The sequence below is a fragment of the Oceanococcus sp. HetDA_MAG_MS8 genome (assembly GCA_019192445.1).
Taxonomy (GTDB): domain Bacteria; phylum Pseudomonadota; class Gammaproteobacteria; order Nevskiales; family Oceanococcaceae; genus MS8.
In genome coordinates this window covers 47256-60966 of the sequence record JAHCMK010000001.1, presented here as the reverse complement: position 1 = coordinate 60966, position 13711 = coordinate 47256, and the positions used below count along the sequence as shown (strand labels likewise).

Genomic DNA, 13711 nt, shown 5'->3' with positions numbered 1-13711 from the left:
ATGCAAAGTTCCATTTCAAATACTGCCGAAACCCTGCGGGTTCTTGCCGAGCCCACGCGCCTGCGCATCCTGCTCATCTTGGGTCAGGTCCCACTGAGCGTAGCTGAGCTCACCGAGCTCACAGGCCTGGCGCAATCACGGGTGTCATCCCACTTGGGGCGCTTACGCCGGCTGGGCCTATTGGATGAGCAGCGCCAAGGCAACTTCAGCCTGCAACAGCTCCGCGACCCAATTCCCAAAACCATTGCTGGCATGCTGCCTGTTCTGCGTGAGCAGTCCCAAGGTGTGGAGCTGGAACAAGACCTTGAGGCGGCGCGTGCCCTGCAGGCTCGTCGGCAAGGCCGTCCTGGATGGGCAGCACGGGTTGCCGGGGAGATGGAAAAACATTACTCCCCAGGACGTGGCTGGGAAGTCGTGAGTCGGGCATTGATTCCTGAACTCAAGCTGGGAGAAGTATTGGACATCGCTGCTGGAGATGGCGTTATTGCCGAGCTTCTCGCGCCCAGAGCGAGACGTTATGTCTGTCTTGACATCGACAACACCGTTGCGGCCGCTGGTCGGCGTCGGCTGCAGCAAGCCGGTTTAGACCAAGTCCCTTATCTGCAGGGGGATATGCATGCTCTCCCCTTTCGCGATGCGAGCTTTAGTTCTGTGGTGTTGCTCAATGCCCTGCAATACTCAGCCAACGCCGCACAAGTGCTGCGTGAGGCGGCTCGCGTTTTGAAGCCTCAGGGCCGTGTCTGGTTGGCAACGCTAGACGCGCATCAGCATGAAGCCAGTGTCGCCACCTATGACCACCAAAACCTCGGCTTTGCTCAGAGCCAACTGGACAACTTACTGGCCCAAGCAGGACTGAGCATGGTGGACGACACCGTATCTCTGAGTAGTGAAAGCCGCCCTCCGTTTCACCAAGTCCATGTGCTGCACGCCTGCTTAAACGATGCTTAGTACATGGGGTGAACGAATATGGAACTTGGCCGACGGCTTCAGCGGAGCATGTATAGGCTTTGCTTTTTATGGCCTATGGACTCTGTGGGCAAACCATGAGCATGGTTTCTCGGTCGCAGCTCGCGCCGCGGTTTTGCATGGCAGCATAAGTTTTGTCGTCACCTACAGCGGAACTCGGCTCATGCGGGCCCTGTACGCTCTGCCGGGGCCACGCTGGTGGCGTTTCTTGCGCTGCGTACTGGGAACCTTAATCAGCCTGTACACTCTCATCGTTGCCGCGCATTGGCTCAATGGCACGCCCGAAATTCTGCTCACACTGGCGCCCGGCATTCCGATCACCGTGGTGTTTTGTGTCAGTTTTTCTTGGGGTTTAAGTCAATATGGTGTCGCGCAGCCCACCCCAACTTTGAGGACAAATCCGTGACAGCGGCCTACCGCCTAATCGAACACAGCCGCAGCACCTTGGGCGCTTTTCTCCCCTTATGTACTGATGCGGCCTTGCCCTGCAGTGTGTTTCAGGAGGTGATCGGGCCCCACCTACGGCATGTACTCGACCATTACGACATGCTTCTCGGCGCTTGGTCAGAAGGGCAGCTGGTGGACTATGACCAGCGTTCCAGAGATACCCGCAGCGAGCAGGATCGCAGCTTCGCTGCACATCGCTTACGCCGGCTGCTGCTCGGTTTGGAGCAACTGCAGCAAGCAGACCTCAGTCTGCAACTTCGCATCGCCTTAGCTTCCGATCCCAATGAGGACCCGGTGGTCACACAGAGCACTCTTGGACGGGAATTACTGTTTTTGCAAAGCCACGCCATACACCACCAGGCAGTGATTCGCGCACGGGCGCAAGACGCTGGCGTTGAGCTATCCGCAAGCTTCGGTAAAGCACCAGCTACCATTGCCTTTGAGCAGCGTGCCATCAGCAGCTAAGCCAGCTGCGCATCTGGGTGGGTGGCAGCATTTGCTACTGCGCTTGGAGCGTTGGCGTCGATGGGAGTTTTGGCCGGGCTGGTTGTTTTACTTTCCAGTGGTACTGTGGATCTTGGCCTTGGGACTACGCCACCGACATTGGACAGCTTTTACTGCCTGCAACCCTGGCATGGATAACGGCAGCGTGGTTGGCGAGCGCAAGTCACGCACCTTGCTAGCACTACAGGAGCGTCTACCTCATAGCCTGCCAGCCACGGTGCTCCTGAGTCCTGATGTGGATGCGGCCGCCCGCCAAATTGAGGCTTTGGTGAAGACTCACGGCTGGCCTGTGGTGCTAAAGCCTGACATCGGACAGCGCGGGCGCGGCGTTGCCATCATTCATGACGCTGCAGCTGCCAAACGCTATTTAAACCGAGCGAACTTCGCCGTATTAGCCCAGGCCTATGTTGGCGGTGATGAATATGGCGTATTTGTCCAGCGCGACCAGCCCGGCGGCTGCATTCGAGTGAGTTCTCTCACCCATAAACACCTGCCGTCGCTGACTGGGGATGGGGTCCGCACGCTGGCCGAGCTCATCCTCGCGGACCCGCGGGGACGTCTGATGGCTCCCATACTCTGGCGCCAATGGGCCCAGCAACTTCAACGCACCCCCGCCGCGCTAGAGGTGATTCCGCTGGCGCAAATCGGTGCACATTGCCGCGGCGCAGAGTTTCGTAGTGCGCAGCATCTTCGCAGCCCCGCCTTGACCCAAAGCATGCAGCAAGTGTGTGATGCCATTCCCGGCTTCGATTTCGGCCGTATCGATCTACGCTGCCCAAGTGCTCAGGCACTCCAGCAAGGACGCGATCTTCAGGTACTAGAGGTGAATGGTGTGACCTCTGAGCCCGCCCATGTGTATCACCCCGGCACAGCTTATTGGCATGGTTTGCGTACATTTGCCCAACATTGGTCGCAGGCATTTCGCCTGGGGCACATGCGTTTAACCGCAGGCTCACATCAGGCGCTATCACCCTGGCGGCTTTTGCAGCTATTTCGAACCGATCTCAAGCGTTTTACAGACTGCGAGGCTGCGGCAGCCGCTGCACAACCGACCCAACATCTGCACTAGGCGACATGATCACGGTTGTACTGTTGGGACTGATCATTTTCATGGCCTACACCACGCAGGCCATGATTGGCTTTGGAGCCAACATTATCGCTCTGAGCCTAGGCGCCCATCTGTGGCCGCTGGAGCAACTATTGCCTGTGGTAGTAGCGCTCAATATTCCGCTGTCTGGCTGGTTGGCCTGGCGTTCGCGGGAGCACATCGCTCTCAACCTGCTTCTGCAGCAGGTGTTGCCTTTGGCTGGAATCGGGTTCCTGATCGGCGCGGTAACCAGCATATGGCTACGCTCCCAGTGGCTGGCGGTGGGCTATGGAGTGTTAGTCACCAGCATTGCCAGCTGGGAAAGCCTGCGAGTGCATCAAGCTCCTCAACCCATTGCTCCTTTGCAGCGTTGGCTTAGCTTGGGTATTGGCGGGTTGGCCCAAGGCCTGTATGCCAGTGGCGGCCCTTTCATCGCCTACGCTATGGACCGTATGCAGCTCTCTAGGCAGAGCTTTCGCGCCAGTTTGTTGTGTATCTGGTTGCTCACCAACAGCGTGTTGTTTGCCAGCTTCATCTGGCGTGGCCGTGTAGATGAGCAGTCTTGGACGCACATCCTGTGGGCGATGCCAGTGCTCTGGCTGGGCCTGCGCGCGGGCGATTGGCTGCACTATAAGGTCTCCGACAATTTGTTCCGACGGGGCTTGTACTTGGTCTTGGTCATGGCAGGACTCACCTTAATTCTGCGCTCTTGGCCAGGGCTATCACCCGGCGCCTGAGTGACCAAACGCATCTCAGACTCCAAGCTGAGCCGTATTCACGACTGGAGCCCAGGCCCTATGCTTGGCACAATGATGGACTCTGCCATGCCTGCATTACACATGCGTCAAAAAATCGTAGCACTCGCCCTGCTGTGCTTGAGCCTTCCCGCTAGTGCTCTGACCCGCCCCATATTGGAAGGGTTGGATATGCTCGCCGGCATTCGCTTGCCAGCCTTACAGAGCGCCGTAGCCGATGCTCTCCAGCGCCCGGTGGTGAAAGGGCGCGCCTTGGACTACGCTCTCAACGTCCCCCTGCGTCATAGCCTGCGTGAACATGGGCAATGGATGACGCGCGACGATAAGCCCGTATGGCGCTTGCAGTATCAGTCCACTGGCGCACTATCGCTCAGCGCGCGCTTAATGAATCTGCAAATTCCCGCCGGAAGCATTCTCCGCATTGCCGATTCGCAGGGCGTGGTTTGGCACGAGATCACCGACCTTCACCAGCGGCAGAGTTACCAGTCTCCCATCGTTCCCGGCGCATCGATGGTGTTGGAAATGGAGTTTGCCAATCAAGCCGCCGCGAACCGAGCAGATCTGCACATTCGCGGCGTGCAACATGGCTATCGCCCTTGGCGTAGCCGCGCCAACGATACGGCGCAAACCAAATCGGGCAGCTGCAATATCGATACTGCTTGCCCATTGGGTGATTCGTGGCCGGAAGCCATTCGGGCCACAGCGCGCATTACCGTCAACGGAACCGCACGCTGCAGCGCAGTTTTGCTTAACAATACCGCGCGCGACGGCACCCCCTTGCTGCTCACAGCCGATCACTGCGGCCTCACTGCGAGCAATGCCGACAACACGGTGGTGTATTGGAACTTTGAAACCTCAAGTTGTGGCGGGAATCCTGATGGCAGCCTCCGCCAAAACCAGTCTGGCGGAACCTTGTTAGCACGCCGCTCCGACCCAGACTTCGCGCTCTTACGCCTGCGCCAGAACCCACCAACAAGCTTCGATGTGTACTACGCCGGCTGGGACAGTACCGGCGATACCTTTAACTCTGGCGTGAGCGTGCATCACCCCAATGGTGATGAGAAGCGGATTAGCTCCTTTAACCGTCGCCCCCGCAAAGATCGCCCTCTGGTCGATGGAGAGCCCGTACAGAGTTGGGCTGTGAATTGGGAACAGGGGGTGACCGAGCCCGGATCTAGCGGTTCTGGACTGTTTGATGATCTGGGGCGCGTGGTCGGTCAACTCTCTGGAGGCACCTCCAGCTGCGATAACGCCAGTGGCACCGATTTCTACGGTCGACTCGACTTTGGCTGGACTCCCAGCACTGATCCTGCCGAGCAGCTGCGCGCGTGGTTGGACCCCATCGGATCCGGTGAACGCGCCATTGATGGCCTGGATAGCACCGAGGTACGCGCCGATGCCCGCTCCGACAACTATGTCCTCTCGGCAGCACCATCCCGCGCCGTACCCTTAGCTGTACTGATCAACGACAGCGGCCTCCGCCCGCTGCGTATTTTGTCTGCTCAAGCCTCATCGGGACAGGTCGAGGTCCGCGAAGGCATGCTGTTCTACTCCGCTGGGAATGCCGCGGTGGACGACATCGAATATCAAATCATGGACCGTTTCGGAAACGTGAGTCAGGCCAGCGCCACGGTGACACGAGCTGAGCCCAGCCAGGTTGACTCCCGCAGCCTAGATTCTCTGCGCGGTGGGGCTGCAGGCTGGCCGATATTCGTGTTGTTGGGTTTAGTAGGACTGTATGGCAGAGGCCGGCATGGCCGCGGGATTCGTCATGATTAATGTGCAAGTAGAACTCATTCGTCCGGGTGCCGGTGGTGACCTGGACGCGGTACGCGACCTGCGGAGAACAGTCTTCGTTCAAGAACAAGGCGTACCAGAATCGGTGGAGATGGATGAGCGTGATGGCGACTGCTTCCATTTAAGCCTGAGGGAGAAAGACACCCAGTGCCTGTTGGCAACCGGCCGCATGCTGCCCGAGGGTCGTATAGGACGGATGGCCGTGCGCACCGAGCACCGGCGACGGGGTTTGGGGCAACGCGTATTACGCGGCCTACTAGCCTGCGCAGCCGACCGTGGCTTACGCCGGGTGAGTTTGCACGCACAAAAAGATGCCGTTGCTTTTTATACCGCCGCGGGGTTTAGCGTCTGCGGCGATGACTTCATCGAGGCGGGCATCCTACACACGCCCATGGAGCGTTCCTTAGAGCCGCCGCAAAGAACTCTAGCCAGTGTGCTGGATGAGTTGGGGCTACCACTGACCGAATTCGCTCAGGCTCAATGACCCAAATTCTGGTTGTTCCGGCGTCCCTACCCAAAAGGCTGGCTGCGAGCTTGTACGACGCCCTGCTCATTGTGGCCTTATGGTTCGTATTAGGCTTTGCTGCATTGTTGGTTACCGGAGGCGAAGCCGTCCCTAGAGGTAACCCCCTTTTTAGCGTCGTCATTTACGCCGCCACCGCTAGTTTCTTCATCGGGTTTTGGTCCAAAGGTGGGCAAACACTAGGGATGCGCGCATGGCGACTTCAAGTTCGCCGTGAGGACGGCGGTCCTGTGACTCCGGCTATTGCTGCTCTTCGCCTGATTTGCGCCATTCCGAGCTGGTTACTGCTGGGCTTAGGGATGTGGAATATCTTGCTGGATTCTCGGCGTCGCAGCTGGCACGACCGCCTCAGCCGCACGGAAGTGGTCTACATCCCGGCCCCGCCTCGCACCTAAGAAAGCGCTAAGCAAAACGCGCCACAGCGTCCCAGTTTGGGTCTGTGCGCAGCACCCGCACAAGCGCACTGATGATGCCGAGCCCGAGGCTATACAAAGCCTGCTCAGCGAGGCGGCAATTCGTGTAGCACCGCGTTACACTTTGACGCTGTTCTGGAGGAGATAAGTCGTCGATGCTGTTCGCCAACCCCCGCACCCTGCCCGCCCTACTGCTTTGCGTGGGTTTTGCCTTGGCCGGGTACCGTTGGTACGAAATGCGCCAAATTCCCGAGATCGACCCCAAGGAACTCGCCATGGCCGTCGAACTCAACTATGCCTTGGATATGGTGCGCGCCGAACAAGCGGGTGAAGACCTTCCCAGCCAGCAAGAGCGAATCGACGCCAAAGCCGCCATTCGTGAGGAGGTTTTGCACCAATACGCCAGCGAACGCAGTCAAATGCAAACCCAAATTAATCAGGGTTTGATTGCTGGATTACTGGGGCTGGCACTGTATATTGGAGTCCTTGTTCTGCAGCGTCGCGGGGTGATCTCATGACCACCAAAGTTCGGACGCCTTGGCATTGGTTGCCGCTGGAGGCGCGCGCCATACCCGAGTATGTCATTGGAACCTGGCTCACACGCAGCCCAGACTTGGAGCGCGGTGATGGCCATCATGTGGTGGTGATCCCAGGCTTTGGCGCCAATGACCGCGCTACCGCGCCTTTACGTAAGGCTCTGACTGAGGCCGGCTATCAATGCCGTGGCTGGGAGCTAGGCCGGAACATGGGCATGTCCAAAGACATCGGGCAGCAACTCGCAGCCGGCATCCAACAGGACTTCGAATCCAGTGGCAGTACCGTCAGCCTGATTGGCTGGAGTTTAGGCGGCGTGTTTGCGCGAGAGTTTGCTCGCCGGCAACCGGAATGGATTCGCCAAGTCATCACCTTGGGCAGCCCAATCCAAGACGCCGACCACACCACCATCGACGCCCTCTTCCGCCTACGCAACCCGGGCACACCCAAATCGGTGGACCCGGACGCCATGGCCAAACGCCGCGAGCCCCCTCCTGTGCCCTGCTCTGCCATCTACACGCGCAGCGACGGGGTTGTACCCTGGAAGGCCGCTATGGAGCCCGAGCGTCCTCACACGCGCAATGTTGTGGTGAGCGGCTCGCACATGGGCTTGCCGGCGAACCCCCAGGTTTGGCAAGAATGCGCCCGCCTCTTGGCGCACCCCAAAGCTATGCGGCGCACAACCAGCAAACCTCGTCGCAAGGTGTCTTAAGCCACTCTGCGGGTTAAGCACTGGCGATCGGGAAGTGAAGAGGGCCGGCTTAGTCTGACTGGCTTAAAGCTTCCAGCAGCAAGCTGCGCACCACGCGCTGCTGCAAACCCTGGGGCCGCTCGAGCTGCATGCGTTCCATAGCCCATCGCGCCAAGGGTGTATTTGCGGGCGTACTGCGCAGACCGCGCAGCAACAGGGACCAGCGCGGCATGCTTTCGGCGCGCGCCTTGACCGTTTTCAATGCAGCGCCAAGTTCGATTTCTTCTTTGCTCAGCTCGGTACCCAAGGGGAAGCGACCTAAGTAGTTCGCTTGCTGTCCTGGCTTTAGCCAAGCTGCCAAATTCTCCGGGGTATTGCGTCGCCACTGATCCGGTATCTGGAACTCGGCCTCAATTTTGCCGGCCTGGCGCGCCTTCGCGAGAAGCTCATCTTGGAATCGCGCATCGCTAATTCTCAGCATACGCTTGACGCACTCCGCATCCGTTTGGCTGCGCAGGTCAGCAATACCGTATTCGGTTACAACAATATCGCGCAGGTGGCGGGGAATGGTGCAATGCCCATATTCGGCCAGGATGTTCGATTGGGCCTGCTCTCCTTCCCCTCGATGACTGCGTACCATCAAGATGCTGCGGCCACTGAGCAAGTGATGCGCCATGGCCACGAAGTTGTACTGTCCCCCAACCCCAGAAACCACCCGCCCATCGGCTAAGCCATCACTCACCACGGCGCCTTGCAGCGTTGCCATGAGACCGGAGTTCACGAACCTCGCGTCAATACGCTGTGCTTTGTACAAATCCGGCGCATGGTCTAACTGATTAATCTTGTAGACCCCCTGCATTGCGAACAAAGCTCGCTCTTCCTCCGACATGGCGTTGAGACGGGCGTACATGTTGTTCGGACCGAGGAAAAAGCCGCCGTGTAACACCACTCCATTGCGCAAGCGCTTGCCCAAACATTTGGCCTTGAGCGCGGCGCGTGACTCTGGAATGGCCAAATTAGCCATGATCCGCTCCCCATCTGGGGCGATGATGTGACCCAACTCGTAGCGGCAATCATCCACAAACAGCCCATGCCGCTGCAAAACCTCAAACTCATGCCCGCGAATCACTCGTTCACCCAGAGCCTCGAGCTCATCCAGAACTTCGGGCTGCAGGTCGTTGGGATCCACCTCACCGCGGTTGATGAGGGTCTGTAAATGCTCATCGTCATAGACCCGGCGGCTGAGGATGCCAGCGTCATACAGGTCTAAGAAGCCATCCACAAACATTTCCGTGGCGCCGTAAACACCCTTACGGAAGGGTTTTTTGCCACCAAACTGCTCTACCAATGGGGCTTGGCATTCGGCATGCGGCGCCGCCTCAATGAGCTGCTGGTAGAGAGCGTTGGACTGTTGCCGTAAACACAGTGCGTGCACGATGGCATCGCCCATGGCGCCAATACCAATTTGTAGGGTGCCACCATCTTTAATCAGCGACGATACGTGCAGGCCAATGGCGTGATCGGCTGGGGCCACAGGCTGCTTCGGGGTAGAAAACAGCCGGGTGTTTAGCTCCGGAGCCTCAAGCACATGGTCAAAGGTGCTCTCCGGCACCTCTGCGTCATGCACCATGTACGGAAGATCGGCGTGGACCTGGGCGATCACCAGATGCCGACGGCCGCTGCTGCGCAGCAGGTCTAACAGTTCTGGGCCTGTATCCGGGTTGCAGGACAAGGAGAAGCGAACGCCGTTTTGGTCTTCGCGCTTAGCCACCAGCTGCGCCGCGACATTACAACCCTGCTGGAACACATCACGCGCTGCATGGGTATAGTTAGAGCTGATGTAGTCCTGCTGTGCTCGCGGATTCTTGAGTTCGGAGCCCGGTTTGAAGAAGAACTCCAGCACCCGCACATTCTGCGGCACCCGTCCGGCGAGCCGATCCACCATGTAGTCCAGTCGCGGGCAGTCAGCAAACACCCTGTCTAAGAAGGGGTTGAGGAAGCTGGCCTCCAGGGCATTACTGGGTTGGGGCTTATCCAAGGACAGCGCAGTCAGAATGGTTAGCTGGACCTTGGGGTCGGCCTTGGCGCGCTGGTATAGCGCATTCACCAACTGCACCGGCTTGCCCAAACCCAGAGGCAAACCGATGCGAATGTCATGGCCTAAGGTGTTGATAATGTCATCGACCAAAGCCTCTGCTTGGCGATGATATTGGGGTTGTTTACTCATGGGACGCGATATTACCTAAGCCCAGCGCCCTATTGCTCCGCCCAGGCTCGTCAGCCAGGAAGAACGCAGTCTCAGAATTGCGCAGCTGCAGGGCTAGCTGCAGCAACAGCAAATACTCGGCGCGCTCCATATCGAATGCTGACTCGGGCTTCCGCCGTGAGAGGCTCAACACTGAAGTGGAGCCCAATGGCCGCCTGAGAGGCGGACACCAACGCCTGAATGTTGAGGGACGCTACTAAGGCGCGCCGCCTCCCGCGCCTTCACCCTAAGCAATTCTTAGGGCCCCTGTCTAATGTGACCAAACCATGACATAACCCTGCGTGCTATTAATGGCTTCAAGGCGCTGCTGTTGGTACTCGGCCGCATCACGCCATAGCGTCGAGAAAAGGCCAGCGGTCGCCGCAGCACCATCACTGATCAGGAGTGTGAACCATGCAAGCCATTTGGAAGGGACAAGTCATTGCACGCAGCGACGACACGATTGTGGTGGAGGGCAACCATTACTTTCCCGACCATAGTCTCGATGCGGAAGTGCTGCGCCCGAGTGATACCACCAGCTATTGCAATTGGAAAGGCACAGCTCACTACTATCACCTTGTGGTTGCCGGACAACAGCTGGAGGATGCCGCCTGGTACTACCCCGATCCTCTGCCTCAAGCGCAGCATATTCAGGGGCATGTGGCCTTTTGGAATGGTGTGCAGGTAGAACCCTCACCATAACCCCACCATCCATTCCCTGGGTTTCCGGAAGCTCGATACCCTCTGGCTATTGCGGCAAGAGAAAGACCTCATTGGAGTCTATGGGATAACGCGTTAACCTCATTTCACGTACAAAGTTTTGAAGGAGTCGCTGAATGCAAATCGATATCGGAATTGACCAAGCCAAGCGTGAAGTCATCGCACAAGGCCTATCGCGCCTGCTGGCTGATGAGTACACCTTGTACTTGAAGACGCACAACTTCCACTGGAACGTCACCGGCCCCATGTTCAATACCTTGCACCAAATGTTCGAAGAACATTATTTGGAAGCTGCAACGGCCGTGGACGAAATCGCGGAACGCATCCGAGCCATCGGTGGCATCGCACCGGGTAGCTACAAGCAGTTCGCCGAACTCTCTAGCGTGGAGGAAGAAACCAGCGTACCAGCAGCTGAAGACATGATTCGCCAGCTCGTGATCGGACACGAAACCGTGGTCAAGACTGCGCGCAGCGTGTTTCCGGATGCCGATGAGGCCAGTGATGAGCCCACTGCAGACTTGTTAACCCAGCGGATGCAGGTGCATGAAAAAACCGCATGGATGCTGCGTAGTCTTCTGGCCTAAGTGCCCTAAGGTTCACGCCCATGGCGCATGTCTGACCAAGTCGTCATGGTTTAAGCAATGAAAGCGACAAGCTCAGGTGGCTGGCATTGTCCGCAGGGCAGCGCCAGCCACTCTTTGTTTGTGGTGAGTCAAATCCCCACATCGAGCCTGTGAATTTTGCAGCCATGGTCCAATGCCCAACCTCCGCGATTGAGCCGCGACTCATGGTCGGTCGGTTGGTCGGACGCTGCTACAAAAGCAGGCTCTAGATAAGGCAATAAAAACTTGCTGCAGCGGGCGCAGGGTTTATTCATCGGGGGGGTATGTAGAGATGACCGGTCGCTTCTCTACCTTCTACGGACCTATGTTGACCCTGACTGCGCAGACACTCTTCGACGCTGAGTCGGTTTGCTGCGAAGACAAGCAGCGTGGTCCATCACCTCTTCATTGGATGGACGATATGACTCGATACGCCCCTGCCCTGCTTATCAGCGGCCTTATGTTGGCCAGCACCTCCAGCATTGCGCGGCCGCCAGGAATGGCTGGCCTGGCCCAGATGGATAGCAATCAAGATCAGATAATTTCCCAAAGTGAGTGGGACCAAAGCCGCGATGAGCTTTTTCAACGCCTAGACACCAACGGCAATGGATTCATCGAGCCCGAGGAGCGTCAGGCACACCGCGAACAGATCCAGAACCGCATGCGCCAACATCAGCAGCAACGCGTGATGCAAGCCGACAGCGACGGAGATCAACGCATCTCACAGCAGGAATTTGCAGCCATGGGACACTCTCGGTTCTCCCAGCTGGACACCAACTCCGATGGCCAGATCACCCAAGACGAGCGCGAGGCCTTCAAACAAAGCATGCGCGAGAGGCACGGCCGACGCTAAACGCGATCGCTAACCGTGTTTAGACGCCACATCCACGCGCTGGATGATGAAACACTGATGCAGCGCGTAGCCCGGGGTGATTCCCGGGCTTTTGCTGTACTGGTTGACCGCTATGCTGCAGCCGTGCGCCACTGGGCCTGGCAAATCACCCAGCATGAGGCTGATGCTGACGACATATGCCAGGAAGCCTACATACGCCTCTGGCGCAGCGCGGCCCGCTTTGATCCCGACCAAGCCCGCTTGGCCACCTGGCTGCGCACCATCACCCGCAACCTGGCATTGAATCAACTGAGGCGTCGCCGCGGCCAAGAGCTTGACGATACTGACCTCAACCACCTGGCCGACCCCAGTGCAGATCTGGAAAGCCAAATTCAGCGCAGTCAGCAAAATGATTGGTTCGTTGAGTCCATAGCCCGTCTTCCACCCCGTCAGCAGGAGGCTATGCGCTTGGTCTACGGCCAAGGCCTCAGTAACCGGCAAGCCGCGGAGCAGATGCAGCTGGGCCTCAAAGCTTTAGAAGCCCTGTTGGTTCGAGCCAAGCGTCACTTGCGCCAAGCCATTTTGGCCCAACCCCCCACACCATCGGAGCGTGTCACTCATGCCTGATACTCAGAAAAACAACGACATCCCAGAACAGCTGCTACGCGAAGCCTTCGCCACCACGCCGCTGCGCGAAGACCTACGGGAGACATTGCTGCAAATCCCTAGCCAGCATGCGCAAATACCTCCTACATCGTCGCAAGGCTGGCGTTGGCCACTCTGGCTTGCCGCCAGCTCCGGATTGGCAACGGCCTGCGCAGTGTTGGGCTTTATCGCCGGCACTCAGGGCTTAGCCAGCCCCGACTACAGCCTAGACTGGGTCGCCCTAGCCTACGGCAGCGTTTAAGCGGAGCAACTTATGTGGATCTCAAAACCCTGGCTCATCGCCGTTTTTCTGATCTTAGGGCTGTCCTTAGGTGCAAACTTCTTTTTGTCCGGGCTGATGCTGGGGCACAAGCGTGGCCCTGGCCCTGTGCCTCCGATCGCCCAGCACCTGAAAGACAGCTTGCCAACAGCGGCCAGGCCGCTGATGCGCAGACAATTGCTCGCCCAGCGCAAAGATCTGTTGGACATCCGCACAGCCCATCGCAACGCCCGCCAAGCCGTCGCTCAAGCCCTGCGGCAGGACCCATTCGACCCGGAACGAATGAGGGTGGCGCTGGAACACATGCGCGAGAGCACCGATGCCGCGCAGCAGCGGCTGCATGCCAGTGTCGTGGAGGTCGCCAAAGCCCTTCCGCCGGCTGACCGCCACCGCTGGGCGGAGCAGTGGGAAGGCCCGCCGCGTCGCCCCGGTGTACTCTCGCAGCAAAGGCCCGGCGGCCCACCCCCAGCGCATTGGGGGGGGGCAGAATAGAGTGCTGAGCTCGCAATTTGACCCGCCGTCGGTGTTGACTCAACGCTGCGGGGCTCCGCACCGGCCTGATGCGGCCTAAGCGGTTGCGCTCCAGCGGCGGGCCACCATGCTTCGCTTGCCGATGCCTTCAGCCACGCATTAGAGCTATGCTCACACGCAAGACAGCCAAACCCACCCT

At 58.5% G+C, this 13711-nt stretch carries 17 protein-coding genes; 16 read left to right on the top strand and 1 reads right to left on the bottom strand.

The features are described from left to right. From KI787_00275 to KI787_00230, 10 genes are all read left to right on the top strand, one after another. A complete protein-coding gene (locus KI787_00275) occupies positions 1–948 on the top strand; it encodes a metalloregulator ArsR/SmtB family transcription factor (GenBank protein ID MBV6628365.1) in 948 nt (315 codons plus the stop codon). Beyond that, positions 941–1372, top strand: coding sequence for a hypothetical protein (locus KI787_00270; protein ID MBV6628364.1), 432 nt, complete (start codon positions 941–943; stop codon positions 1370–1372). Before KI787_00275 ends, KI787_00270 begins: the two co-directional genes overlap by 8 nt. Continuing rightward, positions 1369–1878, top strand: coding sequence for a hypothetical protein (locus KI787_00265; protein ID MBV6628363.1), 510 nt, complete (start codon positions 1369–1371; stop codon positions 1876–1878). The genes KI787_00270 and KI787_00265 overlap by 4 nt, the downstream gene beginning before the upstream one ends. Beyond that, a complete protein-coding gene (locus tag KI787_00260; GenBank protein MBV6628362.1) occupies positions 1862–2986 on the top strand; it encodes a hypothetical protein in 1125 nt (374 codons plus the stop codon). The genes KI787_00265 and KI787_00260 overlap by 17 nt, the downstream gene beginning before the upstream one ends. A 5-nt stretch (positions 2987–2991) precedes the next feature. Then, positions 2992–3741, top strand: coding sequence for a sulfite exporter TauE/SafE family protein (locus KI787_00255; protein ID MBV6628361.1), 750 nt, complete (start codon positions 2992–2994; stop codon positions 3739–3741). 87 nt (positions 3742–3828) lie between these two features. Continuing rightward, entirely contained in the window at positions 3829–5538 is a 1710-nt protein-coding gene (locus tag KI787_00250; protein MBV6628360.1) for a trypsin-like peptidase domain-containing protein, read from the top strand. Continuing rightward, positions 5531–6040 (top strand): GNAT family N-acetyltransferase, encoded by a 510-nt coding sequence (locus KI787_00245; protein ID MBV6628359.1) that lies wholly within the window; start codon positions 5531–5533, stop codon positions 6038–6040. The genes KI787_00250 and KI787_00245 overlap by 8 nt, the downstream gene beginning before the upstream one ends. Then, the gene (locus tag KI787_00240; GenBank protein MBV6628358.1) at positions 6037–6474 is read left to right on the top strand and encodes an RDD family protein; all 438 of its coding nucleotides are present in this window, start codon (positions 6037–6039) and stop codon (positions 6472–6474) included. The genes KI787_00245 and KI787_00240 overlap by 4 nt, the downstream gene beginning before the upstream one ends. 173 nt (positions 6475–6647) lie before the next feature. After that, the gene (locus KI787_00235; protein ID MBV6628357.1) at positions 6648–7010 is read left to right on the top strand and encodes a hypothetical protein; all 363 of its coding nucleotides are present in this window, start codon (positions 6648–6650) and stop codon (positions 7008–7010) included. Beyond that, positions 7007–7738 carry an alpha/beta hydrolase gene (locus KI787_00230; GenBank protein ID MBV6628356.1) on the top strand — a complete coding sequence of 244 codons (732 nt, stop codon included), beginning with the start codon at positions 7007–7009 and terminating at the stop codon, positions 7736–7738. Before KI787_00235 ends, KI787_00230 begins: the two co-directional genes overlap by 4 nt. A gap of 49 nt (positions 7739–7787) precedes the next feature. Here KI787_00230 and KI787_00225 read toward each other — a convergent pair whose 3' ends face one another. After that, positions 7788–9944, bottom strand: coding sequence for a hypothetical protein (locus KI787_00225; protein ID MBV6628355.1), 2157 nt, complete (start codon positions 9942–9944; stop codon positions 7788–7790). A 432-nt stretch (positions 9945–10376) separates the two neighbouring features. Here KI787_00225 and KI787_00220 point away from each other — a divergent pair, with 432 nt between their 5' ends. From KI787_00220 to KI787_00195, 6 genes are all read left to right on the top strand, one after another. Then, positions 10377–10664, top strand: coding sequence for a DUF427 domain-containing protein (locus KI787_00220; GenBank protein ID MBV6628354.1), 288 nt, complete (start codon positions 10377–10379; stop codon positions 10662–10664). A 134-nt stretch (positions 10665–10798) separates the two neighbouring features. Next, a complete protein-coding gene (locus KI787_00215; GenBank protein MBV6628353.1) occupies positions 10799–11266 on the top strand; it encodes a DNA starvation/stationary phase protection protein in 468 nt (155 codons plus the stop codon). Positions 11267–11576: 310 nt separating this feature from the next. Further along, a complete protein-coding gene (locus tag KI787_00210) occupies positions 11577–12137 on the top strand; it encodes an EF-hand domain-containing protein (protein MBV6628352.1) in 561 nt (186 codons plus the stop codon). A 57-nt stretch (positions 12138–12194) separates the two neighbouring features. Next, complete coding sequence (locus KI787_00205) at positions 12195–12743, top strand: sigma-70 family RNA polymerase sigma factor (GenBank protein MBV6628351.1); 549 nt, start codon at positions 12195–12197, stop codon at positions 12741–12743. Continuing rightward, the gene (locus KI787_00200; protein ID MBV6628350.1) at positions 12736–13023 is read left to right on the top strand and encodes a hypothetical protein; all 288 of its coding nucleotides are present in this window, start codon (positions 12736–12738) and stop codon (positions 13021–13023) included. Before KI787_00205 ends, KI787_00200 begins: the two co-directional genes overlap by 8 nt. A 12-nt stretch (positions 13024–13035) precedes the next feature. After that, the gene (locus KI787_00195) at positions 13036–13533 is read left to right on the top strand and encodes a periplasmic heavy metal sensor (protein MBV6628349.1); all 498 of its coding nucleotides are present in this window, start codon (positions 13036–13038) and stop codon (positions 13531–13533) included. Positions 13534–13711: the final 178 nt, after the last annotated feature.